22 protein-coding genes are annotated in these 25,689 nt (G+C 44.1%); 12 read left to right on the top strand and 10 right to left on the bottom strand.

The window, feature by feature from the left end; translation table 11 throughout:
* Nucleotides 1-128 precede the first annotated feature (128 nt).
* Nucleotides 129-914 carry a M48 family metallopeptidase gene (locus tag ITG12_RS19555; protein WP_038870761.1) on the bottom strand — a complete coding sequence of 262 codons (786 nt, stop codon included), beginning with the start codon at nt 912-914 and terminating at the stop codon, nt 129-131.
* 192 nt (nt 915-1,106) lie between these two features.
* On the opposite strand from ITG12_RS19555, the gene ITG12_RS19560 reads away from it, so the two are divergent.
* The 5 genes from ITG12_RS19560 (at nt 1,107) to cutA (ending at nt 4,155) form a co-directional block, all read left to right on the top strand.
* Complete coding sequence (locus ITG12_RS19560) at nt 1,107-1,541, top strand: hotdog fold thioesterase (RefSeq protein WP_038870760.1); 435 nt, start codon at nt 1,107-1,109, stop codon at nt 1,539-1,541.
* A 17-nt stretch (nt 1,542-1,558) separates the two neighbouring features.
* On the top strand, nt 1,559-1,792 hold the full coding sequence (locus ITG12_RS19565; RefSeq protein WP_038870757.1) for a DUF3389 domain-containing protein: 234 nt from the start codon (nt 1,559-1,561) through the stop codon (nt 1,790-1,792).
* Nucleotides 1,793-1,871: 79 nt separating this feature from the next.
* Nucleotides 1,872-3,578 carry an SgrR family transcriptional regulator gene (locus ITG12_RS19570; RefSeq protein ID WP_248874786.1) on the top strand — a complete coding sequence of 569 codons (1,707 nt, stop codon included), beginning with the start codon at nt 1,872-1,874 and terminating at the stop codon, nt 3,576-3,578.
* On the top strand, nt 3,562-3,813 hold the full coding sequence (locus ITG12_RS19575) for a hypothetical protein (protein ID WP_038870753.1): 252 nt from the start codon (nt 3,562-3,564) through the stop codon (nt 3,811-3,813). Before ITG12_RS19570 ends, ITG12_RS19575 begins: the two co-directional genes overlap by 17 nt.
* A 9-nt stretch (nt 3,814-3,822) precedes the next feature.
* The gene (gene cutA, locus ITG12_RS19580) at nt 3,823-4,155 is read left to right on the top strand and encodes a divalent-cation tolerance protein CutA (protein ID WP_038877912.1); all 333 of its coding nucleotides are present in this window, start codon (nt 3,823-3,825) and stop codon (nt 4,153-4,155) included.
* Here cutA and ITG12_RS19585 read toward each other — a convergent pair.
* A complete protein-coding gene (locus tag ITG12_RS19585; RefSeq protein WP_038870750.1) occupies nt 4,117-4,713 on the bottom strand; it encodes a DUF2238 domain-containing protein in 597 nt (198 codons plus the stop codon). The two genes, cutA and ITG12_RS19585, sit on opposite strands and share 39 nt — an antisense overlap.
* 222 nt (nt 4,714-4,935) lie before the next feature.
* Here ITG12_RS19585 and ITG12_RS19590 point away from each other — a divergent pair, with 222 nt between their 5' ends.
* The gene (locus ITG12_RS19590; RefSeq protein ID WP_038870749.1) at nt 4,936-5,775 is read left to right on the top strand and encodes a 2OG-Fe(II) oxygenase family protein; all 840 of its coding nucleotides are present in this window, start codon (nt 4,936-4,938) and stop codon (nt 5,773-5,775) included.
* Nucleotides 5,776-5,887: 112 nt separating this feature from the next.
* Nucleotides 5,888-6,508 (top strand): DNA-J related domain-containing protein, encoded by a 621-nt coding sequence (locus tag ITG12_RS19595; protein ID WP_045465675.1) that lies wholly within the window; start codon nt 5,888-5,890, stop codon nt 6,506-6,508.
* 84 nt (nt 6,509-6,592) lie between these two features.
* On the opposite strand, the gene ITG12_RS19600 is transcribed toward ITG12_RS19595, so the two are convergent.
* The 4 genes from ITG12_RS19600 to tesA form a co-directional block, all read right to left on the bottom strand.
* Nucleotides 6,593-8,248, bottom strand: a complete 1,656-nt coding sequence (locus ITG12_RS19600; protein ID WP_061034690.1) for an ABC-ATPase domain-containing protein — start codon at nt 8,246-8,248, stop codon at nt 6,593-6,595.
* 72 nt (nt 8,249-8,320) lie between these two features.
* On the bottom strand, nt 8,321-10,231 hold the full coding sequence (locus ITG12_RS19605; protein WP_171373999.1) for an EAL domain-containing protein: 1,911 nt from the start codon (nt 10,229-10,231) through the stop codon (nt 8,321-8,323).
* A gap of 190 nt (nt 10,232-10,421) precedes the next feature.
* Nucleotides 10,422-11,621 (bottom strand): enoyl-ACP reductase FabV, encoded by a 1,200-nt coding sequence (gene fabV / locus ITG12_RS19610; protein WP_248874789.1) that lies wholly within the window; start codon nt 11,619-11,621, stop codon nt 10,422-10,424.
* Nucleotides 11,622-11,704: 83 nt separating this feature from the next.
* Nucleotides 11,705-12,307, bottom strand: coding sequence for a multifunctional acyl-CoA thioesterase I/protease I/lysophospholipase L1 (tesA, locus tag ITG12_RS19615; protein ID WP_038877902.1), 603 nt, complete (start codon nt 12,305-12,307; stop codon nt 11,705-11,707).
* On the opposite strand from tesA, the gene ITG12_RS19620 reads away from it, so the two are divergent.
* The 3 genes from ITG12_RS19620 (at nt 12,306) to ITG12_RS19630 (ending at nt 17,242) form a co-directional block, all read left to right on the top strand.
* The gene (locus tag ITG12_RS19620) at nt 12,306-13,007 is read left to right on the top strand and encodes an ABC transporter ATP-binding protein (RefSeq protein ID WP_038870743.1); all 702 of its coding nucleotides are present in this window, start codon (nt 12,306-12,308) and stop codon (nt 13,005-13,007) included. The genes tesA and ITG12_RS19620 overlap by 2 nt on opposite strands.
* Entirely contained in the window at nt 12,998-15,454 is a 2,457-nt protein-coding gene (locus ITG12_RS19625; protein ID WP_038877900.1) for an FtsX-like permease family protein, read from the top strand. The genes ITG12_RS19620 and ITG12_RS19625 overlap by 10 nt, the downstream gene beginning before the upstream one ends.
* A 354-nt stretch (nt 15,455-15,808) precedes the next feature.
* Complete coding sequence (locus tag ITG12_RS19630; protein ID WP_248874792.1) at nt 15,809-17,242, top strand: FAD-dependent oxidoreductase; 1,434 nt, start codon at nt 15,809-15,811, stop codon at nt 17,240-17,242.
* A gap of 52 nt (nt 17,243-17,294) precedes the next feature.
* Here the strand turns inward: ITG12_RS19630 and ITG12_RS19635 are convergent, their stop codons facing one another.
* The 3 genes from ITG12_RS19635 to ITG12_RS19645 are packed head-to-tail and all read right to left on the bottom strand — an operon-like array spanning nt 17,295 to nt 19,665.
* Nucleotides 17,295-18,230: a biotin-dependent carboxyltransferase family protein gene (locus ITG12_RS19635; protein WP_038877896.1), complete on the bottom strand. Its 936-nt coding sequence runs from the start codon at nt 18,228-18,230 to the stop codon at nt 17,295-17,297.
* On the bottom strand, nt 18,227-18,910 hold the full coding sequence (locus tag ITG12_RS19640; protein WP_038877894.1) for a carboxyltransferase domain-containing protein: 684 nt from the start codon (nt 18,908-18,910) through the stop codon (nt 18,227-18,229). Before ITG12_RS19640 ends, ITG12_RS19635 begins: the two co-directional genes overlap by 4 nt.
* On the bottom strand, nt 18,910-19,665 hold the full coding sequence (locus ITG12_RS19645) for a 5-oxoprolinase subunit PxpA (protein ID WP_039977825.1): 756 nt from the start codon (nt 19,663-19,665) through the stop codon (nt 18,910-18,912). Before ITG12_RS19645 ends, ITG12_RS19640 begins: the two co-directional genes overlap by 1 nt.
* Nucleotides 19,666-19,954: 289 nt before the next feature.
* Here ITG12_RS19645 and ITG12_RS19650 point away from each other — a divergent pair, with 289 nt between their 5' ends.
* A complete protein-coding gene (locus ITG12_RS19650) occupies nt 19,955-21,913 on the top strand; it encodes a diguanylate cyclase (RefSeq protein WP_039977823.1) in 1,959 nt (652 codons plus the stop codon).
* Nucleotides 21,914-21,967: 54 nt separating this feature from the next.
* Complete coding sequence (galE, locus tag ITG12_RS19655; protein WP_038870736.1) at nt 21,968-22,984, top strand: UDP-glucose 4-epimerase GalE; 1,017 nt, start codon at nt 21,968-21,970, stop codon at nt 22,982-22,984.
* Nucleotides 22,985-23,460: 476 nt separating this feature from the next.
* Here galE and ITG12_RS19660 read toward each other — a convergent pair whose 3' ends face one another.
* Nucleotides 23,461-25,632, bottom strand: coding sequence for a TonB-dependent hemoglobin/transferrin/lactoferrin family receptor (locus tag ITG12_RS19660; RefSeq protein ID WP_248874794.1), 2,172 nt, complete (start codon nt 25,630-25,632; stop codon nt 23,461-23,463).
* Between the last annotated feature and the right edge of the window lie 57 nt (nt 25,633-25,689).

A 25,689-nucleotide genomic window follows, 5' to 3' on the forward strand; every position in this document is an offset into this window, starting at 1 on the left:
CTGAAGCAGGGGCCATAAAGGCAAGAACTAAAAAGAAAGCTCCGGTAGGTTTTAGCCTAACGGAGCTTTCGTGTTTTTGGTGTTAGATTAATTATGTATTTTTACGTAATACAACCTAAAACATTAAATTACCCGCACTTTGGAGCTTTCACGGTAGAAGCTGGCAAGGTTTTAATGGTAGCCTGCAAATCTCTGATACGAGTGTTATGCGATGGGTGGGTTGAGAAGAACTCAGGTGGTTGCGCACCACCGGCTTTGCCCATATTTTGCCAAAGATCGACGCTCTGATTCGGGTCGAATCCCGCCTTTGCCATAAAGCCAAGGCCAACAATATCCGCTTCCGACTCTTGAGTTCTACCATAAGGAAGAATCACACCATACTGAACACCAACACCTAATGCCGCCATGGTCATTTGCTGGTATTGCTTGTATTCAGAGGCGCCAATTGCAACATTAGCAAGGGACAACCCTGCGTTGGTGAGTTGGCTTTGAGAGAGGCGTTCGTTACTGTGATCCGCTAGGACGTGAGCAACCTCGTGGCCAATAACGGTTGCGAGTTGGTCTTGGTTTTTAGCGACTTTCAACAGTCCTGTGTATACGCCAATTTTGCCACCGGGTAACGCAAAGGCGTTCACTTGGTCACTATCAAAGACAACCACTTCCCAATCTTTAAACCCAGCTTGTGGTGGAATGGTATCAGTGATTTGTTTTGCAACACATTGAACGTATGCATTGGTTTTCTTGTCTTTGCTGATCGGGATCTCTTTCTTCATTTGATCAAACGATTTTGCACCAAGTGAAGACATTTCTTGATCAGAAAACATTAAAATCTGATTGCGGCCAGTAGGGGAAGAACTGCACGCTGTTAAGCCAGCTATAGTGAAAAGCACTGATGCTTTAATCCATGTTCTCATAGTGGGGTCCATATAAATATTTTCTGTTTTGTACCAATAGTATAACGCTTAGTAAAGAAACTTTAAGCCATTATGTTGATCACGTTGAAGGATGTGTTTCGTCTTGAAGTGATGTTACGATCGGGACTATCCTAGAGGCACTTCAAATCGAGATTACCAGTGGTTGTAACTGGTTAGAATAAGAGCGAAAACATGAGTATTTGGAAAAAGCCAATGAGCTTGGAGGTTCTTAACGCTACGTCTAAGAACACCATGATGGAACATCTGCAAATCGTCTATACCGACTTCACTGACGACTCGCTTACCGCGACCATGCCTGTGTGCAGCTTTACTCATCAGCCATTAGGGATGCTTCATGGTGGTGCATCGGTTGTGTTAGCAGAAACGTTAGGCTCACTTGCCGCTAATTTCTGTGTGGGCGAAGGCAGTTACTGCGTTGGCTTAGACATTAATGCCAACCATGTGCGTGCGATGAGAAGCGGTTACGTTATTGGGACGGCTACACCAGTGCATTTAGGCGTATCTACACAAGTTTGGCAGATCAATATTACCGACGAACGAGAACGTTTGGTTTGCACCAGTCGTTTGACCATTGCAGTCAAACATCAAAAAGAAAAGACAGCGTAATTCAACGAAGGTAAGGCATGGTTATCGAATTTTCTCTGGGTAAGATCATCGCAACCCAACGTGAAATTGTCATCAAGTTAACCGGTTCGGGTATGGTTACGATGCAAGCCCAAACTGATGCAATTCAATTGCTTGGTCGTGGTGCGAATGTGGTGTTAGCACATGGCGCAGAAACAAAATGGTCGATCAAACTCGACGATGAAGATCAATTACGCCAAGTAGCGCAAGAAATTGGTATCGACATTCAATAATTTCACTCCCGAGGTTTGCACTTTTTGCAAAAAATGAGGAAACTTAGTTTATCGCAATGAAAACTAAAATTTCCTCTTTATGAGCAGTCCTCGTTTACGTGTTCAATTCGAAACACTGTTTGAAAAATTTTCTGGTAATGACACGGAAGTTCAACTCGAAGACATTACCGAAGCGCTCTTTTGTACTCGACGTAATGCCCGAATCGTTCTCAATAAATTAGAGGAAGAAGGGTGGATTGAGTGGCATCCTGCCGCTGGTCGAGGAAAACTCTCTAAACTTGTCTTTAAACGTAATCGCAGTGACGTGAGTGAAAACTTGGCTCGTCGTTATCTTGATGAAGGAAAAATTGGGCAAGCTTTAGAAGCGTTAGACAATGATGCCGCCAAACTGACTCAGGTAATCCAAGGCTACCTTGGTTTGCAGCACCGTCAGGGTGAGCAAGTCGTCCGTTTGCCTTACTATCGGCCATTAGCCATGTTGAATCCTCAGAAACCGATGCGTCGGTCTGAGCAACATATTGCCCGACAAGTATTCAGCGGTTTGACTAAGCTCGACGACAACGAACAACTGCAGCCGGATTTGGCGCACTATTGGGAAGCGCTATCCGATACCCATTGGCGTTTTTATTTGCGCCGAGGTGTTCGTTTCCATAATGGAGAGTTGCTCACGACGGACTGTGTTATTGAAAGCATTTCTGCATTGAGTGGCTTGAATCTGTTTTCTCATATAGAAAAAGTGATTTCACCAGAACCGTGGACGGTGGACATCCATCTTGTACGTCCTGATAAGTATTTGCCCCTCGCGTTGAGTGAGTCTCAGGCGAAAGTCCTGCTTCCCAAGACGCTTCGCTCAGAAGAGTTTGATCGAAAACCCGTCGGTACAGGGCCATTTCAAGTCAAAGTAAACGATGACAAACGACTAATATTAACAGCGTTTGACGGTTATTTTGGACTACGTCCGCTACTTGACCAAGTCGAAGTCTGGGTGATTGATGAAGCGTACTCTTCGATGGTTTACCCAAGCTTGTCAAAACCACAAATGGACAAACAAGCCTCCACCGACGAAGTCGAACTGGACCCAGGCTGTACCTTTTTACTACTCAATAAAAACAAAGGGGTAGCGAAAGATCCACGTTGGGCAGAGTTCCTAAGTCAGGTATTGAACAGCTATCAAATTTACTCTCTTGTGCCACAAGATAAGGTCATCGAACTCGGAGTGCTTCAAGCATTTGGATTGAAACCTGGTTGGATAGATCTTAAGCCGACAATGGGAGGTGATGCGCCTCAAAAAGAGAAAACGATTTGTGTTGCTTATCAGAAAAAACACCCAATGTTTCCGGTCATCGGGAAGGCCATTAAAACACTGTTAAAGCCGCATGGTATCGATGTAGATTTCATTCGCTATGATACTCAGCCGCCTTCCCCAGAAGAAGTGGATATTTGGATTAAAGCCATGGGCATTGCCACAAATCGCAATGACGCACTAGCAGGTTGGCTACTAGACTACAGTGATATCGATAAATTTAGCGCAGGGTACGACTTTACTGGATGGGCAACGCTGGTGGATCAGTGGCGAGCAGGGCAACACAATGATTTTCCTGCACGAGAGCTTGGTCGACAATTAGTGAAAAGTTGCCAAGTCATCCCGATGTTCCACTGCTGGCTTGGCGTAAATAAAGACCACAGTGGCGCATTACAAAACGCCAAATGCAACGCACTAGGCTGGTTCGACTTTAGCAATGTATGGGTAAAACCAGAAATAGAGAAAAATGGCGAAACCGAATAAAAAACAACCGACAAAAACCGTCGAAATATACTGCGCAAAATGCAAAGCTCAGCTGTTTAAATACCGTAAAGGAGGAAAGGGTGCTTTGGTCAAATGTTTTAAAGAACGTATTGTCGAAGACTTCACTAAAGTGCCTTGTGTTTGTCCGGGTTGCGAGCAAGAGTTTGCACGAGATACGTTGGTAAGAGGAACGCCCGCCTTCAAGATGATTGGCGGTAAGGTCACGATGAAATAAGAGTCAGTTATGAGCGAACAACACGATTACTGCATGGTACTGAGTACAGCGGGTACACAACAAAACCGAGATGAAATTATCAAAGGTCTACTAGAGGCTAAACTCGCTGCGTGCATTCAAACTATGCCAATAGAAAGTCATTATGTGTGGAAAGGGGAAATTTGCAGCGATAACGAATGGCTCATGGTGATTAAGACGCGGCGTGATTTGTATGCATTAGTGGAAGACAAAATAAAAGACCTGCACGAATATGAAGTTGCTCAAATCGTACAGGTCCCAATTGTCGAAGGGTTTAATCCGTATTTAGAATGGCTTCGCCAATCGACGTTGAGTTGTCAGTAATAACAAAGAAACTATCGCACCCATGGTGTCGCACAACATGTCTTTCTGGGCATCCCAAATATCGCCCTGTGATCCCAGAAAGGCAATGCCTTCATCTCCACCTGCAATCGCGGCGTACCACCATTCAATGATCTCGTAGCCAGCCGCTAACGACATGATTGCAAACAAAGCAAACCAAGAAGCGAAGCTTGCGCTGATTTTCTTTTTATTAATCAGATATTCAGCGATTGGGTATGCGTATAAGCCAATAGAAAAGTGCGCGACTCGGTCGAAGTTGTTGCGCTCAGATCCAATCAAATTGTTAAACCAGTCAAAGGGGACTTCTGCGAACGTGTATTTTGCGCCAATGGTATGTAAGCAAAGCCAAATGAACATCAATACGTAAGCGGTGTTACTGAATTGGTAACGAATAGACAGTGCCCAAATCGCGATGAGAATACCAATGGCTGGTACGATTTCGGCAAACCACACCGCTCGAGAGCTCGGCTCTAACGCTGAAAACAGAAATACGACGGCATAGAAAATGGTTAAACCCAATAAGGTAGAAGTATTCTTCATAGAGAAATTGATCCTTCAATTAAATACTGACGTTATGATCACACTTAATTGAACGCTGTGCAATTGTTTGTTTTGTCAAAATAATGATTACTGTTTTTGTTGATATATTGGCAAACTGCTCAACAATAAAACGTTTGCGCGGAAACATTTCATTAAAGTTTGATTTACAACATGCCCATCCATAGAATTCACGACTCAGTCTAATAAAAAAGAAGTAAAGTCATGAAACTGGAAACTGTCGATTATCTTGCTGACGATGCTGCTCAACAGTTCGTCACCTCACTACGTGAAACTGGGTTCGGTGTATTAAAAAACCACCCAATCCCACAAGAGCTGGTCGAGTCAATTTACAAAAACTGGTACGAGTTTTTCAGCTCAGCGCAAAAAAACGATTTCCAATTTAATGTTGAAACACAAGACGGTTATTTTCCACCTTCCGTTTCTGAAGTTGCGAAAGGCCACAGCGTAAAAGACATCAAAGAGTACTTCCATGTATACCCATGGGGTCAGATCCCTGTGCAGCTAGAAAAAGAAATCTTAGAGTATTACGAACGTGCGAACGCATTTGCTCAAGAATTACTTGGCTGGGTAGAAGAGTACGCACCGAAAGAGGTTCAAGAGAAGTTTTCTATTGCGCTGTCTGAAATGATCAACAATAGCGACAAAACATTGCTACGCGTTTTGCATTACCCACCAATGACGGGTGAAGAAGAACCGGGAGCAATTCGCGCTGCGGCTCATGAAGACATCAACTTACTCACGGTGCTGCCTGCGGCAAATGAGCCGGGCTTGCAAGTTAAGAGCAAAGAAGGTGATTGGTTAGATGTGCCTTGTGACTTTGGTAATATGATCATCAACATTGGTGACATGCTACAAGAAGCGTCAGGGGGTTACTTCCCATCAACGACACACCGAGTCATCAACCCAACGGGTGGTCGTCAAGAGAACTCCCGCATTTCTTTGCCGTTATTCCTCCATCCAAAGCCTGATACAGTGCTTTCGGAACGTTACACAGCACATAGTTACCTGATGGAACGACTACGAGAACTCGGCGTTATTTAAATCAATGAGATCTTCGTTCAAAAGGCCGATCGTTTCTTGCTGTCGGCCTTTTTGTGTTTATGGTACAAATTGACTAGCTTTAGAGAATATACCGTGAAAACAAAGAGGATACATGGACGAACAACATGACGTTTGCCAACGTGGTCATCATGATATGGAAAACCCATTGTTATGGCCGATCCTCGAAATCCTCAAAAAGAAACCTTCAGGCTGGAAAGTGCATACTCTAGCTCATGAATTGAGTGAGCATGGTTACATTGCCCAATTAGACTCATCTCCAGATAAAGATCTCTTCAAACGTAACTTCTTGTTGATGAATGCGCTCTATCAATTACAAGAAACGTTATATCCAGAAGGTTGGCTGCAAGTTGAAGCCATGGACATCGTGTTAATGTCCTCATTAGAAGCTACGCGCCATACTGTCGATACGACGAATCCGTTACGAGAATACTACCTCGACTGGAGTAATTATGAAGCCAACGAAGGAGAGGTACGCCGATTGCTGAATGACTTTTGGAATCGCTATCAACACTTCATTGGTGGCTCATCCAGTTCTTGTATTGATAGGGCCAAAGCGTTGAGTCTGTTTGAGTTAGGGCGTGACGCGACAAGAGTGGAGATCCGTAAGCAATGGCGAAAATTAGCGTTGCGTTGGCATCCAGATAGAGAAAACGGCAGCGCAGAACGCTTTCGTGTGCTGTGTGATGCGTGGAACGTATTAAGAAACGGATAGTTAACTAGAAAACAGTTGAACATAAAAAGGCAGCGGTGAAACGCTGCCTTATTTAATTCTTCTTTAGGTTCTTGAACGATAGAATCAGTTGGTTGGCTTAAACTGAGATTTACGCATGCGGTTTAACGCTGCCATTACGTCAAGCGTACGTGGCTTAGCTAGATCGCCTTGCTTAGGTAAGTTTGCGTGCCATTCGCCAACTAGCATGTCATCAATCTCTTTCGCAGGGTTGTTACACCAACCTGGAAGTTGCGCTAACTGGAACCACAGCCAGCCAATGGTGTTCACTTCATCCGCGGATTCTAGTTGCTCCAAAGCACTTAAATCAGCGAACTCTTTACCGAAGCGAAGTGAATCTTTGCCTTTTGCATTTACGCGGAATTTGCCATCCATCAAAATGTTCATTAACGCGACACGATTAAGTGCACGCGGACGGAACGTTTGCAGAGGCTCTTCAGATTCGTTATGACGCTGAGTAGGGTGCTGAGCTATCACTTGTTTGGCTTTTTCTGTCACGTTAACCGCTTGGTAATCGTGCATTTGAATGACGGTGTCTGCAACGTCTAAGTAATCACCAGATCCCCCCATAACAATAATGGTTGATATCTGCAGCTCATTACGTAATTGGCCAATACGATCCACAAGGGGAGTAATTGGCTCATCACCTTTTGCAACCAATGCCTGCATACGCTCATCACGGATCATAAAGTTAGTCGCTGACGTATCCTCATCAATAAGCAGTGAGCTTGCACCGGCTTCAATTGACTCTTGCAACCAAGCGGCTTGAGAGGTTGAGCCAGATGCATCTTGAGTAGAAAAGTCGGCGGTATCTTTGCTCATTGGTAAGTGGTTGATGTAGTTCGACAAATTCAAGTGATGAACACAACGGCCGTCTTCTGCACGAATCTTCATCGCGTTTGCATCGGTAACAATGTACTCACGGCCATCACCTGGAATGTGGTCGTAAATAGAACGCTCAATTGCATTCAATAACGTTGATTTACCATGGAAGCCACCACCAACGATCAATGTAATGCCTTTTGGAATACCTAGGCCTGTTACGTAGCCTTTGTTAGGGGCGTGGAGTGTAACTTGAAGGTCTTCAGGGGCTTTGAATTCGACCGCTTCTTTCATTGGTAGATCGCAGTTACCTGCTATACGAGGAAGAATGCTTCCATTAGCAACGAAAGCTACGAGATTGTTCACTTCCAACTGTTCACGCAGCGCCGCTTGATCTTCCACCACTTGGCAGTGCTCTAACAAGGCTTCTTTGTCTAGCTCACGTTCCAGCGTTGCACGGCGGATGAATTTTGGTAGATGGAAAGTCAGAATGTTATTGGCTTTTTTACCAAGCACTTGACGTCCTTCCGCAGGAAGATTCACGCGGAAACGTAATTCAATACCTTCTTCAGTAAAAAGGACTGCCGTGTTGTCTAGCACGGTCTGGCCGCTTAGCGAGATAGTTACCGTATTCTCTTGTTTCGCAAATTGCTCAAAGCTGCGTGCAATGAAATCACGCGCTGCGCGTTGGAAAGCTGGAGATTCATCTTTTAGCCATTCAAGGCCAGTGAGTGACCAAGCACGAGTTGCACGCAAGCGAGAAGCAGAAGCGTATGGGTCGCCTTGTACATGATCAATGTACAGATTGAAATCATCGAAGTCGTATTGACCCTTGATTTGCTGGTAAGCGCGGTAGTTCTGCTTTTCGATTTTTTTTAGCGTGGCAGTCAACTGATCCATGAAGATATTGGCCTTTTTATTGGAAGCGGGCGGCGATTATAGAAACCACCGCAAGCAGAGTAAAGCAAATGCTTAGGAAGAATAGGTGTATTGACCACCCAAGAGGTTTTGATTAAACAAACTTTGCTCAAATTCGTTACAAGGCATAGGCTTGCCATAAAGAAACCCTTGCCCAATGTCGCAGCCCTCGCCAATTAAAAATTGTTCTTGCTGGGCGGACTCAATGCCTTCTATGACGACTTGTAACTCCAACTTTTTAGCGATGTGTATGATAGAACAAATAATGGCACGGTCATCATCGGACTTATCCATTTGCTGAACAAAGCTTTTATCGATTTTAATCGCATCAAACGGGTATTTCTTTAGGTAACTGAACGACGCGTATCCTGTTCCAAAATCATCAAGTGACAGTGTCACGCCTAAGTTGTGGAGTTTATTCAATGTATTACGAGCAACAACCTCATCAGCAATGAGAGCGCTTTCGGTGACTTCAAGTTCTAGAAAGTGAGCGGGCAGATGGAAGGTTTCAAGAAGGTGTTCAATTTGTTCCGCAAAGTTGACGTTCTGCAATTGGATGGGTGATACGTTAACGGCAATCTTAAAGTTATCCACTAACTCAGACCATTGCTTAGCTTTATCGATGGCGGTGCGTAGTACAAACGAACCGACTTCAAATATCAAACCATTTTGTTCTGCCATATGAATGAGAGCCTCATTCGAAACATCGCCTAATACTGGATGACGCCATCGCAGTAGGGCTTCTGCACCGATCCACTTGTGAGTATGGGGCAGTACTTTGGGTTGAAAATAAAGCATTAAGTCGTCGTTTCTAACTGCTTGGAGTAGGTAGCTTTCTAGTTGGTTATGGTTATTGAGTTCTTGTGTATGGCTTTCGCAGAAGTAACTGTAGGGTTCACCTGACTCTTTACAGAGCAGCATCGCGTAGCAAGCGTTTTGTAGCAGTTGTTTGGAATGGCTGTTTCTGTGCGCTTGAACAACCCCAATGTAAGAGTGTAAATGGACCTCGGTATCTTCGATGTAGAAATTACCAACACTTACATGTGTGATATCTTCTAGCAGTTTCTGGACTTTGTTTTCGACACCTTCTCCCGATACGACAATCACAAGGTCATTGGAGCTTGGTCGACCCGTGACAAAATAACTGGTTTCGTTATGGCCCAAGCGAAAGCGAAATTCTTTGAGTACCTCATCAAAACCTTCAAAGCCAAATTTTGTCTGTATGCTTCGTGCGTTGCTGAATCCTACGTTAATCACGGCAAGCGCTTCGTGTTCATGATTCAATGTTTCTAACGTGCTATCGAGGACTTTCTCTAATGCGGAACGGTTTAAAAAGCCTGTACCTTGGTCGTGTGTTTTTTGGTAACTCACTTGCTTTTCTGCGGCTTTACGGCGGTCGATTTCTTTGGTTAAGGAATAGCTGAGTTGTGCTAGGTCAGTGGTCCGAGTTTCGACTCGGTTTTTAAGTTCACTGTTTAGTCTCATCAGCTTGTGTTGTTGAAAAACGACCGCAAGCTGCGCTTCGATGGACTCTTTGAAAGTATTTAAAAGCTGCCGATAAGTTGCGTTGTATTGATTTTCTTTGGAGTCGAGCATGCAGATCGTTCCAAACGTTTCCCCATTTGGCCAGTAAAGGGGCAAGCCACAGTAAGAAATCATACCAAGCTTAATATCAGGATTATTTTTCCATTCGTCATCGAGCAAAGCGTTGGGTACCATGAGCTCCCTTTTGTGTTCAATGACATGTTCGCAATAGAGGCCGTGTCCAAGTCCTTCTTTATCACCGACTTTGTAAGGGTTATTTTGTGTCTCGCTGGTGGTGTTGACTTCGATATGGTTAGGGTGGATGCGCATGATGAGCGTGGTCGGAACATTAGCAATTTGTGCGAGAAGGTTGACGATGTTTTGCCAACTTTTCTGCATGGACTCCGGGATCTTATAATCTAAAGTTTGCAATGTTCCCATAAGGTATCCTTCCCGAACGTTCACTTCCTGTGAATGGAGGTTTGTTTTTATTCTTGTGTTGAGGCTGCTATTTAACCACTCGTTAAGATTAAGTATAGGGGGGGGAGATTTCGAAACAAAAAAAAGTCCTGAAAACATATCAGGACTTTGAATTACTTACCGTTATCTCATCTATGAGACAGGCTGTTGGCTACGGCTTGAGTGCTTTTAATGTTTTTAAAGAGATGTCTTGTGAGTAATCCACGCCTTCAAAGTTAAACCCGTTCAGCTTCATGAACTCATCTTTGAAGCCTTCATAATCGCCAAGCTCTTTAAAATTGTCTGCGTTCATTTGTTCAAGGATGGCAGAGACCTCTTGTTGAACTTGTGGATCTAACTCAAGATCATCAATACGGATCAAGCGTTCACCATCGACGGGTACTTTTTCTTGGTCATACAGCTTAGTTGTGAATAAACGTTGCATTTGCTCAATACATCGTTCGTGTGTGCCTTTCTCTTTCATCACGCGATAAAGCGCTAGTAGATAAGGGCTCAACGCCGGTATGAATACACTCGCTTTGGTGACTAAAGCTTTACACACCGTCGCGTAAGCGCTACCGCCGAAGTTAGCCATTTTCAAATTCAACGAATGGCTGGTTTGGTGTAAGTCTACCTTTGCTCGGCCCAACGTACCGTCAAGGTAGATAGGGTGAGTTACTTCTGGGCCCATGTAAGAGAAAGCAATGGTTTTACAGCCGTCAGCAACCGATTCTGAGTTGATTAAAGCATCAATCCAACTTTCCCAGTCATCACCGCCCATGACTTTGATGGTCGCTGCCGCTTCTTCTTCGGTTGCTGGTTCAAGCGACGATTCAACCCATTGATCGTTCTCTAGCATAATTGAAGCGCCAGTGACTGACTCGCCGATAGGTTTGATGACACTGCGCCAAAACTCTTCTGAATTCGGCATAGGGCGAACACCCGTAGCCAAGCTGTAAATAACTAAGTCAACTTCACCTTCAAAGTAGGTTTCAATCGCTTCAATCACTTGATTACGGACTGTATCCGAAAAGGCATCACCAACGATGTTGATGGCTGTACGGCCATGATGTATTGCTTCTTCTTTAAAAAAGATATTGTTGTACCAACCTGCGCTACCAACCCCTTTGTCTGACGGGCCGCGTTCAAAAGATACGCCAATCGTGTCAGCTTCTGCGCCACCAAAGGTTAGGGCGATACGAGCGGCCAATCCAAAGCCGGAGGAAGCACCAATGATCAAAACCCGCTTTGGGCCTTTTTTGATTTGTGGCGCTTGTTTTACGAAATCAATTTGCTCTTTGATGGAAGCACGGCAACCATATGGATGCGACGAACGAGCTACAACACCTTGAATTAACGGTTCTATTTGCATTTTTATTATGTGACCTTGGTGAATAAGATTCAGATAAGAGTAACGTAAAGTTAGGTAAAACTTATTGAGCTAGACCAGTAAAATTAGAGATGTTTAACCAATTCTTCCGCGACAAAGTCGGCAATAAAAGGCTGAGCCTCTGGTTTAGGGTGTAGGCCGTCGGACATCATCCATTCTGGTTTGATGATTACGTGCTCTAGGAAGAAAGGCATCAACTCAACTTGTTGATGTTCTGCGAGCTTAGGGTAGATATCGTAGAACATGTCACTGTAGCGTTTACCATAATTAGGCGGTACACGGATTTGCATCATGATCACATTCGCACCAGAATCTTTGATCATGGTAATCATTTTCGATAGGTTCGACGTAATAAGCTTAGGTGGGAAGCCTCGAAGTCCGTCATTAGCGCCTAGCTCGATGAGTACAACGTCAGGAGAGTGTTGCTTCAATAACTGGGGTAAGCGGGCCAAGCCGTTTCCCGTGGTGTCACCAGAGATACTGCCGTTAACAACTTTTACATCTTGGCCATGTTCTAATAACGCGTCTGGGAGTAAGCTAGGCCAACTCTCCTCGATCGGCATTTGATAGCCAGCGCTCAGACTGTCGCCCAATACAAGAAGCTTTTCGCTCGCCATAGCGGTCGCGGAAAGACTAAGAAAGAGAACTAAGGAAAGTATACGAATCATGCAAACACCTGTACTTAAAGCACCTATTGTTCAAGCGAATTTGGTTTCTAAACAAGTTTCTACTAATCAAGAACAATTAACAATCCTTAAAAATGTAAACGTCGACATTAGAAAGGGAGAAAAAATCGCCATCGTGGGTACGTCGGGAGCGGGTAAATCGACGCTGATGACACTGCTTGCTGGCCTAGATACTCCAACATCGGGTGAAATTACATTATTAGGGCATGAGCTTTCCAAATTGGACGATGAAGCTCGCGCTAAAATCCGAGCAGATTCGTTGGGGTTCGTATTTCAAAGCTTTCTTCTTATCCCAAGTCTCAGCGCGTTGCGTAATGTCACTCTTCCTTGTCTCCTACGTGGTGAGGCTGAGAATGATGCAAGAGCGACTGAATTGTTAACCGCTGTTGGTTTGGAAAAGCGACTTGACCACTTACCGAGCCAACTATCAGGGGGTGAGCAACAACGCGTCGCACTTGCAAGAGCGTTTATGACCCAGCCGGAGTTGTTATTTGCTGACGAACCAACTGGTAACCTAGACCATCAAACCGCAGAGAAAGTCATCGAGCTGTTATTCGACCTCAACGAGCAACATGGAACGACCTTGATTCTTGTCACCCACGACAGTCATTTAGCAAGCCGTTGTGACCGTGTTTATCGAATGGAAGCGGGTGAAATGATAGAGGAGGTGGCATGTCCGTAATTTCTTCAAGCGAACAAGGTTCCGACCAAGGGCACGTTAACCCTAAACAATCACCAAATAAGAGTCTTATCCGCTGGAGTTTAGGTGAAATACGTCAAGGTAACTTATGGCCCATCAGTGTGGCATTGGTATTGGTGATCGCGAGCATTTTCGCATTATCGGCACTGGCGGAGCGAATGGAGCAGGTGATCATTAAACAAGGTAAGGATGCGTTAACTGCTGACGCTGTTTTTGTCTCTGCCAATCCGATCCCAGAACCGCTTCTAGCGAGCACACAAGCGCTAGAACGTTCAACTATGACGCGGTTTGCGACCATGGCTTTTAGTGAGAATGGGATGCAGTTGATTACCGTAAGGGCGGTTGATGAAAACTACCCACTTATGGGTGACCTAGTACTGGATAGTAATGAGTCAGGTCATGTAACGCAGAACCAACTGTGGCTTGATGAACGTATTATGGCCCAGCTAGAAGTGAGTAAAGGTGACATTGTCACGATAGGCGATGCTGATTTTACGGTTTCAGGCGCTGTATTAATGGAACCGGGGCTGAGTTTTAATCCTTTCCAACAAATGCCTTCCGCCTACATAAGTTCGTCAGACGTGGTCAAAACGGGCGCAATACAAGTTGGTAGTCGAGTACAATACCGATTGTTTCTGAAAGGTGACGACGCGACTCTTACTAAATTGCAAGACAGCACCCAGCTTTCACCCAGTGACCGTTGGCGAACACAAGACACCGCAAGTCGCAGTAATGAAGTATTCGACCGCACGACTCAATACTTATCTCTTACCGTTGCTATTGTCATCATAATGGCGGCAACTACATTAGTATTAACGTGTCAAAGTTACGTGAACAGCCGTACGCAAACTATTGCGATGTTAAAGAGCTTAGGGGCAAGTCGTCGCTGGATCGAAAAATGGCTTTTAATACAGGTTACGATTCTGTTGGTGAGTGCAAGTGTCGTCGGCATCTTGCTTGGCAGTGGGTTAGAGTACCTATTGCGAATCCCACTGAAAGACTTGCTGCCAAATCCATTACCTAGTTACGGCGTCACACCAATACTTGTGTCTGTCGCCTCTGCCATATTGATCACGGTGCCTGCACTTGGGATTCCACTACTTGGCCTTATCAAAACTCCCGCCTTAGAAGTGCTCCAGCAAGGGACTGCAAAACGTTCATGGAAGCGTATGTTGTTAGTTTTGGTCCCAGTGGTTCCTCTATTGGTTATTTATGCCAATAACACGTTGGTGTGGATAGTCTTAGCTGGTATTGCGAAATTATTTATTGTGTTGGCGGCGGTGAGCGTTGGACTCACCAAATTATTTGCACGTCTATCAACACGCCCTGCAATGAAACTGGCTTTAAGTCGTATCAACAGAACGCCTCTTACGAGTGGACTTCAGTTTGGTGCATTATCTTTATCTCTAATGTTGCTTTCTATTATCTGGTTGGTGCGTAGCGATATTCTGGCTGACTGGGCGAGGACTCTTCCAGCTGATGCCCCGAATGTATTTGCTTTAAATATTGCGGACTATGAGTTAGATAGCTATCTGGAAACGTTAGATAAAAACCAAGTGACACGGTCACAAGCGTTCCCAATTATTCGTGGTAGATTGACCGAAATTAATGGCGAGAACGTTAAGGAAATCGAGTATCAAGGCGAAGGGTCTGATGCGATTCGTCGTGAACTCAACCTGACATGGGGCGATGTGTTACCTGAATACAACGAAGTGCTTTCTGGTGAGTGGACGAATAAGGACAGCGTCTCAGTCGAAGCTAAAGTTGCAGAGGACTTAGGGATAGGGCTGGGTGATACACTTCGCTTTGTGATTAACAGCCAGAATTTCGATGCAACGGTTGATAGTATCCGACATGTAGAATGGCGAGATATGAAGCCCAATTTCTACTTCATTTTTTCTTCGGATGTCATGGCTAGCTTACCTGGCTCCTATTTGATCAGTTATCGTATTAGTGAAGATGATGATTCGTTACTAACTTCAATGTCTCGCGCTCATCCAACGGTTTCGGTTCTTGATATTCGTACGATGGGAGACAAGATACAAGAACTCGTACAACAAATCGTCTCTGCTATTACTATTCTTGCTCTATTGGGTGTTGTTGCTGGTTTATTACTGATCTTTACGCTGTTAAGGCTGAGCCTCTCTCAACGACAGCAAGAAATTCGCTTGTATCGTACCTTAGGAACAAGTAAAAAACGGATCAACACCACGTTGTGGGCGGAGTATGGGATCATGGCCGTTGTTGCGAGTGGTGTAGCCGTCATAGCTGCAGAGCTTTGTGTCGCTGCTGTGATGAAATATGGCTTTGATCTGAACCCACAGATCCACCCAGAATTGTGGATAGCTTTGCCTCTGGGTACGTTTGCTGTTCTAGCCTTAGTGGTGATGAGTTTATTGAAAAGATTGTTAACCCCTGTAAACACTTAATGCAACGTGAGTTAGTCACAGCGGAAGCGCTCTATGACAGTTTTATTTTAGTTATCCACAAAAACAGTGGATAACTTTTTGGATAACTGAAGTGGTCGAAAAGTAGGGTGTTTCCGCAGGCTTTACACCATGGGTGTTGGAGCAAAATTATTATGCACATGCCCCTAAAAATTCGCTTTCTCAACAACCTCGTCAAGCATTTTTTTTCGAAATTTTTTGCTCTTAAAAGTAACTTTTGACGTATACCGTTAACAAATGCAAACCCATGAACTTTTTGTGATTTTAATCATGCTCAAAGGCGAGTAGAATCAACATTAAGTAAAGATTTCTCCTTATAAAAATTTCAGTGAAGCAATGAAGTCTGAGTTTCCAAATCGTAAAGATAAACATATCGCAGTAATCGGTGGTGGCGTTGCAGGGGCAACCGCTGCTATCCATTTTGCAGAGCTAGGTTTTCAGGTATCAGTGATCGAGAAGGGTGTTTCGCTCGTTAATGGCCCACCCATCTGTCATTTACATGCTGGTGGTAACCTATATCGGGAAATTTCTGAGCAACAGTGCCTAGATCTTTTAACGCAGTCTATTGATACAATTCGTTTGTATCCTCACTCATTGAATATTCGACCAACCGTCATTGCAGTACCTCACTCCGATGGTGGAGACCCTACTACGCTCATCCCTCGTTTAGAGACCATCAAAAGCGCCTATCAGTCTCTTGTTAAGCAAGACCCCCGAAATCAAGTTTTGGGAGATCCAGAAGCGTATTACAAGCTCTATTCAAAAGAAGCGTTATTAGCTTTAGCTGACGGTATTCAACCAGAGAACCCTAAAACGATCGATGAGTGGTGTATTCCATTTGCACAACATGCTGATCTAGACACGTTGAAGTACCCAGTGGTCGCAGTACAAGAGTATGGTTGGAGTGTTTTCCGATTAGCTGCTGTTGCCAACATGACGCTGGCACAGCTTCCGAATGTTCAGGTATATACTCAAGCTGAGCTGAAAGATGCGGCATGGAATGGTGATACATGGTCGTTATGCTTCCAACAAGACGGAATAGATAAGCAATTGTATTGCGACTATCTCATCAATGCTTGCGGCTTCGAAACCGGTGAAGTTGATGATTCCATCGGCGTAAAACGAGATCGACTTGTTGAATTTAAAGCGGCTTATGTGACTCGTTGGGAAGCGTGTCATCAGCAGTGGCCAGAAGTTATCTTCCATGGCCCTCGGGGAACAGACAAAGGTATGGCGCAACTGACGCCTTACGGTAACGGCTACTTTCAATTGCATGGTATGACGAAAGGCATCACATTGTTTGATGATGGTTTGGTCGAGAGTAGTGCTGAGTCTGCGCAACCGGTGTTACCAACACGCTTACTTTCTAAGATACGCAACGGTTGGCGGCAAGAGGTTCTTGAAGAGCGCACTGACAATGCGATTCAGCATATGGCGCAATTTATTCCAGATTACAATACCGCGATAAAAGGTGGTAAAGCTTTATTTGGTGCTCAGCAGATACCGGGCACTGATCCTGTGCTTCGTGCTGCTGATGTTACGTTTGAAGATAACCATTATGCACGTGTTGAGGTGGTTAAAGCTTCATCGACCTTACTAGCAGCGCAAAAAATGGCGCAATACTGGTTTGATATCGAGCCAAGTAGCCATGTTGAGAGTCAACATCCTGATGCGGTCAAGTGGACCGCAGAAGAAGTCGAACAGTTTGCTATCAAGCTCACTCAACAACGTGGTTACCCACAAGCATTAGCTGAGCGCTACGGCATGTAAATTTGACTTTACTGCAAATATCCTCATGGATAATGTTTAACGAAGTTAGGGCTCAGTACCCGAAAAACTGAGCCCACTGACACCAAACATCCTGCAAGCCTTTTCTATCTCCCTTAACAAAACTCACTGCTTGACCTGGCTTTGCTTGTGCTAAGCGAGGTAAATCAATTCTCGCAACGCAGCCAAATTTTGGATACCCCCCAATTGTTTGGTGATCATTCAGCAACACGATGGGATTACCATCATTTGGGATTTGAATTGAGCCTAGTGCAATGCCCTCAGATAAAATACCGTCATATGGCGGCATGATCGTTTTGCCTTCCAATCTATAGCCCATACGGTTTGAATTCGTTGAAATCGAAAAACGACTGGAATAGAAATCGTTGACAGATTGTTGGGAGAAATCTTCGTGTTGATAGCCTTCGATCACTCTTAGCTTAATCGGTAGGTTGTAATCAGGTTTGAATCGGAACGTCATCTGCTTAGGTTTAGTATTCGGCAGTGAATGAGGGTGACATTCAACGATATCACCAACTTGAAGCGCTTCACCGTTTCCTTGCAAACCTCCGAGCCCCTCACGAACGACCGTTGAACTGCTACCAAGATGCGTACTGACGCTAAAACCACCTTTGACTGCTAGATAAGCGCGCAGTCCATTTTTTGCCATACCAAATCGAAGTGTTTGACCTTTTTTTAATGTGAAATCAGACCAATTGGCGATAGGTGAACCTTCAACAGAAGCATTTAAATCCCCACCACAAATTGCTAGGTGACAATCCGATAATGCTATAAAGCTCGCGTTACCGAGAGTAACTTCGATGACTGAGCAATTGACAGGGTTATTGAGTAGATGATTAGACCAACTGTATGCGTAATCATCCACCGGCCCACCTTGAGTGATTCCGATATGAGCTAAGCCAAAGCGTCCAAAATCTTGAATCAGAGAGAGCGCCCCTGGTTTTTCTACATATAATCCTATTCGACTCATAGAATACCTCCTAAGTTGAGGAATTCTTGTTTTGATATTGCACCAAATGTGACCTTGTCTCCTACTTCGAAAGGGATAAAGGGAGGGGTATCCACAAAGAGGGAAATAGGGGTTCTGCCGATGACGTTCCAACCTCCAGGGCTATCAGAAGGATACACCGCTGTTTTAGAGTCAGCGATTGCGACACTTCCAGCAGGAACGTGCGTTCTTGGGGTTTGATGCCTTGGTATTTGAATGCGTTCTGCTACGTCAGAAAGGAATGCAAAGCCAGGGGCAAACCCAATTGCAGAGACAGTATAAACCACTTGCGTGTGCTGTTCGATAAGCTCTGTCAGCGTTAACCCTTTGAGTTCAAACCGCTTAAGATCAAGAGCGGTTTCTTCCGAATAGTAGACTGGGATAGAAATGTAATTTGGCTGTTTGTTGTCCATGGACTGAACGTCGAAACGAGAGATGAGATGTTGAAGCTCATTTAAAATCGACGCTTCTTGAATTCGAAAGGGCAAATAATCTATCAAGATGGTGCGGTAAGATGGGACCACGTTCATGACGATCATATTTAACTTGTCAACAATCTGATGTGCGAGTTCGCCAATGTGCTCAACGGTAATAGGTTCTTCGAAGCGAATAAGAATACTGCACTCTGATATCGGTGAGATAGAAAACTGCCCTTGATTCATTAATTTCCTCCAGTGTAGAGACTCTGACGTATTTTTTGTATCAACGTGATCGATTCTTCATTGTCTCCATGTACGCAAATGGTATCGGCCTCTAAGAGAATGTATTGGCCTGAAGCCGTTTTTACTCTGCCTGATTCTGCCAGCATTTTAACTTGCTCAAGAATGGCGTGTTCTGTGTTTAATACCGCGTTAGGGTGGGTTCTAGGAGTGAGTAAACCGTCGTCTTGATAACGTCGATCTGCAAACGCTTCAAAGAGCAAAGGAACATCGAAATCATCAGCAATCTCAAGGTATTTTTCATTCTCTTGTGAAGCAAGGATCATTAAAGGGACTTTGAACAATGCGGCCGCTTTGACTAAGGCCAAGAAAACACCGTCATTTGCCATCATATCGTTGTATAACGCACCATGAGGTTTGATGTAACCAATGTCGGTGTATTGCGCTTTGCACAGTGCCTGCAGCGCGCCAACTTGATAAATCACCATGTTGGTAATGTCATCGTTGTTCATAGCCAAACTACGACGGCCAAAGCCCTGAATGTCGGGATAGCCAGGGTGAGCTCCAATTTCTACGTCGTGCTGGTTGGCTAGGGTAATCGTATCATGCATGACATTTGGGTCGGAGGCGTGGAATCCGCACGCGATGTTAGCCATATCAATATGTGGCATAACCGTTTCATCGGCGCCCATTTTCCACGATCCAAAGCTTTCGCCCATGTCGCAGTTAAGTGTCAGTTGCTGTTTATTCAATGTCATACGTTTCTATAAATCCGAACTATGCATGTAAAATGCAGGAAAATACGTTTAAGTTCAGTGACTAACTTCATTTTTCAGGTAGAAGACTAGCAGATGATAATCGATAAAGATCGTTTAGTAATTTGAAATGATCCGAAGTTTCAAGAAAATCATGTTTTATCAGTCTAATATCTGAGAATTACAGGTTCATTTCATCGATTGTCGTGTTAGTCTTGACTCTTCTTTTTGTGTGATAGCTTGCATAGCAACCATTGTGTCTTTTGGGTTGTCTTTTGCGACAGGAATATATATGTCAATACGAGCAAAGCTAATATGGCCGATACTCGCTTTCATCACGGTCATCTTTGTTACATCTCAGAGTTACACGTCATACATCACGTACCAGTCCGCCAAACATGAGCTCGTTGAGCAGACGAAAGTTCTTATTAATGATGTCTCTCATTCCATTAAAGATGCGCTCGCCACAAAGAACAAGCAAAAAGCACAAACCATTTTGGCTGATTTTTTGATGGAGCCAAACGTATCACTCGTCAAGTTGTATGACAAAAACAATCAGCCGTTTGCCGTTTTTGCGCTTGATGGCTTTTCTGCACCGAGCCCCTCAGTTAAAGAGCGCAGCCGCTTGCATTCCTTAGGGTATGCGTTATCGGCTCATTTCCTTTATGTATTAGAGCCAATTATTCATGAAGGGCAAGTTATCGGTAGTATTCGTGTAACGTTATCTCAATTGCCGATGATGCAAGTAAGAGACGCGCTGTTACAAGATGGCTTATTGTTCTTGGTTATTCTCTTCGCTGGTGGTGTGACTTTTTACTTTGGTGTCGAACGACGAGTTCTTCGTCCACTGATTGAAGTGAACAGAGCATTACAGGATTTTGCTAACGGTCACCATTTGAGCGGACGTATTAATCATCGAGCAAAAGATGAAGTGGGGGATCTCGTTGCTTCATTTAACCTCATGGTCGATAAGCTACAAAAACGTGAGAAACAGCGTAAACACACATTAGATATACTTGAGCGCCGTAAGTCGTTTTCAGAAGAAGTGATTGACTCGATTCAATACGCGCTCATTGTGACGGATAACTTAGGAAGGGTCATTCATTGCAACAAGATGACTCACCATATATTTAAAGAAACGTTCCATAATTTGGAAACGGCGAACATCTGCGACTTGATTAAAACCAAAACCCCCAACGAACTTAGTCAGATTCTGAGCCGCGGGTTAGAGTGTGATGATATACATCTACAAAGTGATTTGAACGAGCAACAATTGAGCCTTACGAGTCGACGCCTATCTAAACACGGATATTTGTTGTTTGCGATTCAAGATATAACCGCCATCGAAGAGGCGATGAATCGTCAAAAAGTTGCAGGACGTGTGTTTGAGAGCAGTCAGGATGGTTTGGTGGTTCTTAATCACTTAGGCATTATTACGATGGTAAACCCCGCCGTTACGAAACTGACCGGCCTTGAGATGGAACAGTTGATTGGAAAGCCGTTTATCAAATCGATTCGTTGGCGCAAGTTACAAGCGATGATGCCAAGCATTTTAGAGTCGATCGAAAATTACGGCATGTGGCAGGGGGAAGTCATTGAGAAAAACCACAACGGGCAACTCATTCCTCTGTTTGCAAAAGTAAATCGCATTGTGAAAAGTGAAGATAATAATGCGTATGATATGGTGATCATCTTGACTGATCTTTCGAGCGCAAAGGAAATGGAAAGGCTTGAATACCTTGCTCATCATGACGCACTTACCGGCCTTGCTAATCGTTCCAAATTTCATTTGGAGCTGGAAGAATTGGTACAAAGATCAGGCTACTTACGAGATGAATTTGCGGTACTTTATCTCGACTTGGACGGTTTTAAAGCCATCAACGATACTTACGGGCATGATGCCGGGGATGAAGTGCTTAAGCAAGTTGCTGAGCGTATGACGTCCACCACGCGACACAGCGATCTCATTGCGCGATTGTCTGGTGATGAATTTGTGATGTTAGTGAATCCTGCAAATCAAAAAGCAGTGACACGCATCGCTGAGCACTTACTCGAGAGTATTTGTGCGCCGATTGAATACAGAGGCTCCTTACTGAAAGTCGGTGTCAGTATCGGTGTTAAGTTGGTCGGTGTGAATGAACGTGATGCCACAAGAATATTGAAAAGCGCCGATACGGCCATGTACCAAGCAAAGAAAGCGGGTAAAGGCCAAGCGATTTTAATGGGTTGCGAATCCCCAGAGACTGTTTAAAAACGGGCTAGAAACCTTTAAACTAGCCCGATTCGCGTCAGAAGGAATGATAAAATGAAAGTACTTGTTACGGGTGGTATGGGCTACATTGGCAGCCACACTTGTATTCAAATGATCGAAGCTGGTATGACGCCAGTTATTCTCGATAACCTTTACAACAGCAAACCGACAGTACTAGAACGTATAAAGAAAGTTTGCGGTGTGACTCCTGTATTTATTGAAGCGGATATTCGCGACAAAGCCTCATTAGTCGATGCGATGAAGACGCATAACATTGAAGCAGTGATTCACTTTGCCGGTCTCAAAGCGGTGGGTGAATCTGTAGAGAAACCATTAGAATACTACGACAACAATGTTAACGGTACGCTCGTATTGGTCGATGCCATGCGTGACGCTGGTGTGAAATCTATCGTGTTTAGTTCATCTGCAACGGTATATGGCGATCCTGCAACAGTGCCAATTACAGAAGATTTCCCAACAAGTGCAACTAACCCTTATGGTCGCAGTAAGCTGATGGTCGAGGAATGTCTAACTGACTTCCAAAAAGCGAACCCTGACTGGAGTATCACGTTGCTGCGTTACTTCAACCCAGTAGGTTCGCACCCAACAGGTGAGCTTGGTGAAGACCCACAAGGCATTCCAAATAACTTGATGCCTTTCGTCTCTCAAGTTGCTGTAGGTCGTCGTGAATTTTTGTCGGTATTTGGTAGCGATTACCCAACAAAAGATGGTACGGGTGTTCGTGACTACATCCATGTTATGGACTTGTCTGACGGTCACGTTGCGGCATTAGACAAAGTAGGTAACAAAGCAGGCCTTCATATCTACAACCTAGGTACAGGTAATGGTTATAGCGTACTGGAAATGGTGAAAGCGTTTGAAGCTGCTTCTGGTAAACCGGTTCCATTTAAGCTGGTAGATCGTCGTCCTGGTGATATTGCTGAGTGTTGGGCTGACCCTTCAAAAGCAGCGAATGAGCTGGGTTGGAAGGCAGGGCGAACACTTGAAGAAATGACAGGTGATACGTGGCGTTGGCAGTCAAATAACCCACAAGGTTACCCAGACGCCTAAAAGTGACCATTTTACAAAATAGTAACAAAAAGGTGCGTTATCGCACCTTTTTTGATCTAAATCGGAAAAAATCGTAAATTTGTGGTTAAAAGGTAGCACGTAATTATAGAAGTGCTAAACTATGCCCGACTCTTAATTTAGGTCGTAAATTTTCTTTAAACTATTCGGGGTAGTTCATGGAACTTGGTTTAATCATCGCATTCATCGTTGCTGCAGCAGTTATGGTGAAGAAAGAGATGGCAAAACAATAATCTTTCATTTTTCATTCTTTTCTTAACATTTTAGAAATGAAAGTACTGGTAAAAAGTCAGCATAATGCTGGCTTTTTTGTTTTTGTAGTGCGGAAGAAATGTTTTACTTAGAAAAGTCTGTAAAGCATCAAAAATGCGTTAAACCTACAGCTTTTAAGAGTTTACATAGAATAAAAAAGCGCCTGACACTGTCAGGCGCTTTTCATTATATCGCTAAAAAGTAAATTAGAATTGGTAGTCTACAGATACACCCCAGTTACGGCCAGGTTGGCTGTAAAAATCGGTGTTGTCGGTGTTATCAAGCCCGCGAACGTCTTGGTATGTCCAATATTTCTTGTCGAACGCATTGAACAAACCAGCCGATACTGTCAGGTCTTTCACTGGCATGTAGTAAGCGGTAATGTCCATTACACCGTAACCTGATGAATCGATTTGGTCTTCATCAGACCAGTCGTCTTTCTTCGCCGCAAGTTTTAGTGAGGCTAGTGCACCAAAGTTGTGCTCAACATTGTCGTAGCCTAAGCCAATGACTGATGAAAGCGGTGCTACAGAATCAAGAGGTTTACCTGTCGACTTGTCTTCGCTGTCTAGGTAAGTCACAGACAGCTTAGTGTACATACCTTTAGGTGCTGAGAAGCTTTCATCTAGCAGTAGAGTTGAACTAAATTCCACACCAGAAATATCCACCTCGTCACGGTTTACGATAGTGATACGATCTTTGTTTGGATCGATGCTTGGCAGGTCTTCAGCGTCAATAAAGTCTTTGTATTGCGTGATAAAGCCGGTCAATTCAAACTGAGCAAAGTCGTTTTGACCTCGGAAACCGATCTCGTATGAAAGGCTCTTTTCCGCTTCTAGATCTGGGTTTGGAACGAATTCAGCACCCGTGTCGTATTCGTAGTAAAGCTGCTCGACCGTTGGCGCTTTAAAGCCTTGGCTGATTTGAGCAAATGTACTTAGCTTATCGTTAATGTGATATACCGCACCAAGTTTACCCGTCCAAGCATCGTTGCTGTTTTTCTTACGTTCAGTTGTGAAGCCTTCATCTGAAGAAGGGTCTGCTTCAAATGAGTCATAACGAATACCAGCGTTAAGAACAAGCATATCTTCTAGTAAGAATGCGTTGTTTTGAAGGAAAACGCCCCATTCAGTTACTGTTGCGTCTGGGATAGTGGTTGAACCAGGTTTTGTTGTGCCATTGTCATGGAAGATATCAACGTTAGTCAGCTGAAAATCAGTGTGTACAGAGTTCAAACCGTAGGTTAGCTCATGAATAGCATTGTCCGTGGTAATCACTTTATCGAACTGTGCATCAAACTGGAGCGATTTATCTTCAGCTTGGCGCAGGCGAGTTCGGTCACCTTCGTAACCAATGTAGCCTAAATGATCAGTCACGTTAGAGAAGTTAGAGTTTTCGCTTTCTGTAACCTGATAGTTCAAGTCTAGCTTCATTCCGTCGAAGGCTGGGTTAGCTTTCGTTAACTCGTAGTTAATGCCGTAGCGCGTACGTGTCGTCTCATCACTGCTTTTTGCATCAGCATAAGTGACACCAGGCATAGGGCCAAAGTTTAGTGTGTAGTTACCACTGCGATTGTTTTCATCGTACTGGTAATTGTAACGCTCAAAGACGACACCAATTTTGTTCGTATCATTTAGTGTGTAGTAGGCTTTAGCAAGAATGTTGTTTAGGTCTTTGTCTGCAGGGTTTTCTAATCCGCGATCACTACCATCAATATCAGAACCGTCACCGTAAGTTTGTCGCTCGCTACCGGTAGCGTATGTACCCATTAATAGCGTTTCAAGGTTACCTTGGCGCATTGCCCAAGTTAATGTGTTCTTGAATTGCTCATCAACAGAGTAGTAGCTTGATTTAATACCAAAACGGTTTTCATCACCGTCTGTTTTCAAAACGTCTGATGGATCTTTCGTCTTTAGAACAACCACGCCACCCATTGCATCTGAACCGTAAAGGGTTGAAGATGGGCCTTTGCTGATCTCGATACTTGTGAGTGTATCAAGCTCAATCGCGTTTGGATAAATAGCTTGTACAGCGCCACCACCTGGGTTGAATGGAGTAGCTTGCTGAACACCATCAACGACGATTTTTACTCGGTCGCCTTCCATGCCTCGAATGTTAAAGCCAGAGATGCCAAAGCGACCTGAAGTGGTAGCTTCAACGCCCGGAGTGTATTGAACTGCATCATACAGATCTTTAGAAAGAGAGCGCTCGATATCTTGAGAAGATACCGATTCAACAGAAGCTGAAACATCATTGATGTTTTGCTCTGTACGGGTAGCGGATACAACCACTTCATTAAATGTTGAAGTATCATCTGCGTAAGCACCTTGAGAAAGGGCAACTAGAATAGAGGCTGACAAAATTGATTTTTTATACATTGGCTTCAATACCTTAAATCCATAATAGGCAATAACAACGTGCGGTATCTTAGTTTA

Source organism: Vibrio sp. ED002 (assembly GCF_023277445.1).
GTDB lineage: Bacteria > Pseudomonadota > Gammaproteobacteria > Enterobacterales > Vibrionaceae > Vibrio > Vibrio jasicida.

Bases quoted from the DNA above. Each gene is read 5' to 3' on its own strand.
- ITG12_RS19555 (WP_038870761.1), bottom strand. From the start codon at position 914: ATGAGAACATGGATTAAAGCATCAGTGCTTTTCACTATAGCTGGCTTA.
- ITG12_RS19560 (WP_038870760.1), top strand. From the start codon at position 1,107: ATGAGTATTTGGAAAAAGCCAATGAGCTTGGAGGTTCTTAACGCTACG.
- ITG12_RS19565 (WP_038870757.1), top strand. From the start codon at position 1,559: ATGGTTATCGAATTTTCTCTGGGTAAGATCATCGCAACCCAACGTGAA.
- ITG12_RS19570 (WP_248874786.1), top strand. From the start codon at position 1,872: ATGAGCAGTCCTCGTTTACGTGTTCAATTCGAAACACTGTTTGAAAAA.
- ITG12_RS19575 (WP_038870753.1), top strand. From the start codon at position 3,562: ATGGCGAAACCGAATAAAAAACAACCGACAAAAACCGTCGAAATATAC.
- cutA (WP_038877912.1), top strand. From the start codon at position 3,823: ATGAGCGAACAACACGATTACTGCATGGTACTGAGTACAGCGGGTACA.
- ITG12_RS19585 (WP_038870750.1), bottom strand. From the start codon at position 4,713: ATGAAGAATACTTCTACCTTATTGGGTTTAACCATTTTCTATGCCGTC.
- ITG12_RS19590 (WP_038870749.1), top strand. From the start codon at position 4,936: ATGAAACTGGAAACTGTCGATTATCTTGCTGACGATGCTGCTCAACAG.
- ITG12_RS19595 (WP_045465675.1), top strand. From the start codon at position 5,888: ATGGACGAACAACATGACGTTTGCCAACGTGGTCATCATGATATGGAA.
- ITG12_RS19600 (WP_061034690.1), bottom strand. From the start codon at position 8,248: ATGGATCAGTTGACTGCCACGCTAAAAAAAATCGAAAAGCAGAACTAC.
- ITG12_RS19605 (WP_171373999.1), bottom strand. From the start codon at position 10,231: ATGGGAACATTGCAAACTTTAGATTATAAGATCCCGGAGTCCATGCAG.
- fabV (WP_248874789.1), bottom strand. From the start codon at position 11,621: ATGCAAATAGAACCGTTAATTCAAGGTGTTGTAGCTCGTTCGTCGCAT.
- ITG12_RS19620 (WP_038870743.1), top strand. From the start codon at position 12,306: ATGCAAACACCTGTACTTAAAGCACCTATTGTTCAAGCGAATTTGGTT.
- tesA (WP_038877902.1), bottom strand. From the start codon at position 12,307: ATGATTCGTATACTTTCCTTAGTTCTCTTTCTTAGTCTTTCCGCGACC.
- ITG12_RS19625 (WP_038877900.1), top strand. From the start codon at position 12,998: ATGTCCGTAATTTCTTCAAGCGAACAAGGTTCCGACCAAGGGCACGTT.
- ITG12_RS19630 (WP_248874792.1), top strand. From the start codon at position 15,809: ATGAAGTCTGAGTTTCCAAATCGTAAAGATAAACATATCGCAGTAATC.
- ITG12_RS19635 (WP_038877896.1), bottom strand. From the start codon at position 18,230: ATGAGTCGAATAGGATTATATGTAGAAAAACCAGGGGCGCTCTCTCTG.
- ITG12_RS19640 (WP_038877894.1), bottom strand. From the start codon at position 18,910: ATGAATCAAGGGCAGTTTTCTATCTCACCGATATCAGAGTGCAGTATT.
- ITG12_RS19645 (WP_039977825.1), bottom strand. From the start codon at position 19,665: ATGACATTGAATAAACAGCAACTGACACTTAACTGCGACATGGGCGAA.
- ITG12_RS19650 (WP_039977823.1), top strand. From the start codon at position 19,955: ATGTCAATACGAGCAAAGCTAATATGGCCGATACTCGCTTTCATCACG.
- galE (WP_038870736.1), top strand. From the start codon at position 21,968: ATGAAAGTACTTGTTACGGGTGGTATGGGCTACATTGGCAGCCACACT.
- ITG12_RS19660 (WP_248874794.1), bottom strand. From the start codon at position 25,632: ATGTATAAAAAATCAATTTTGTCAGCCTCTATTCTAGTTGCCCTTTCT.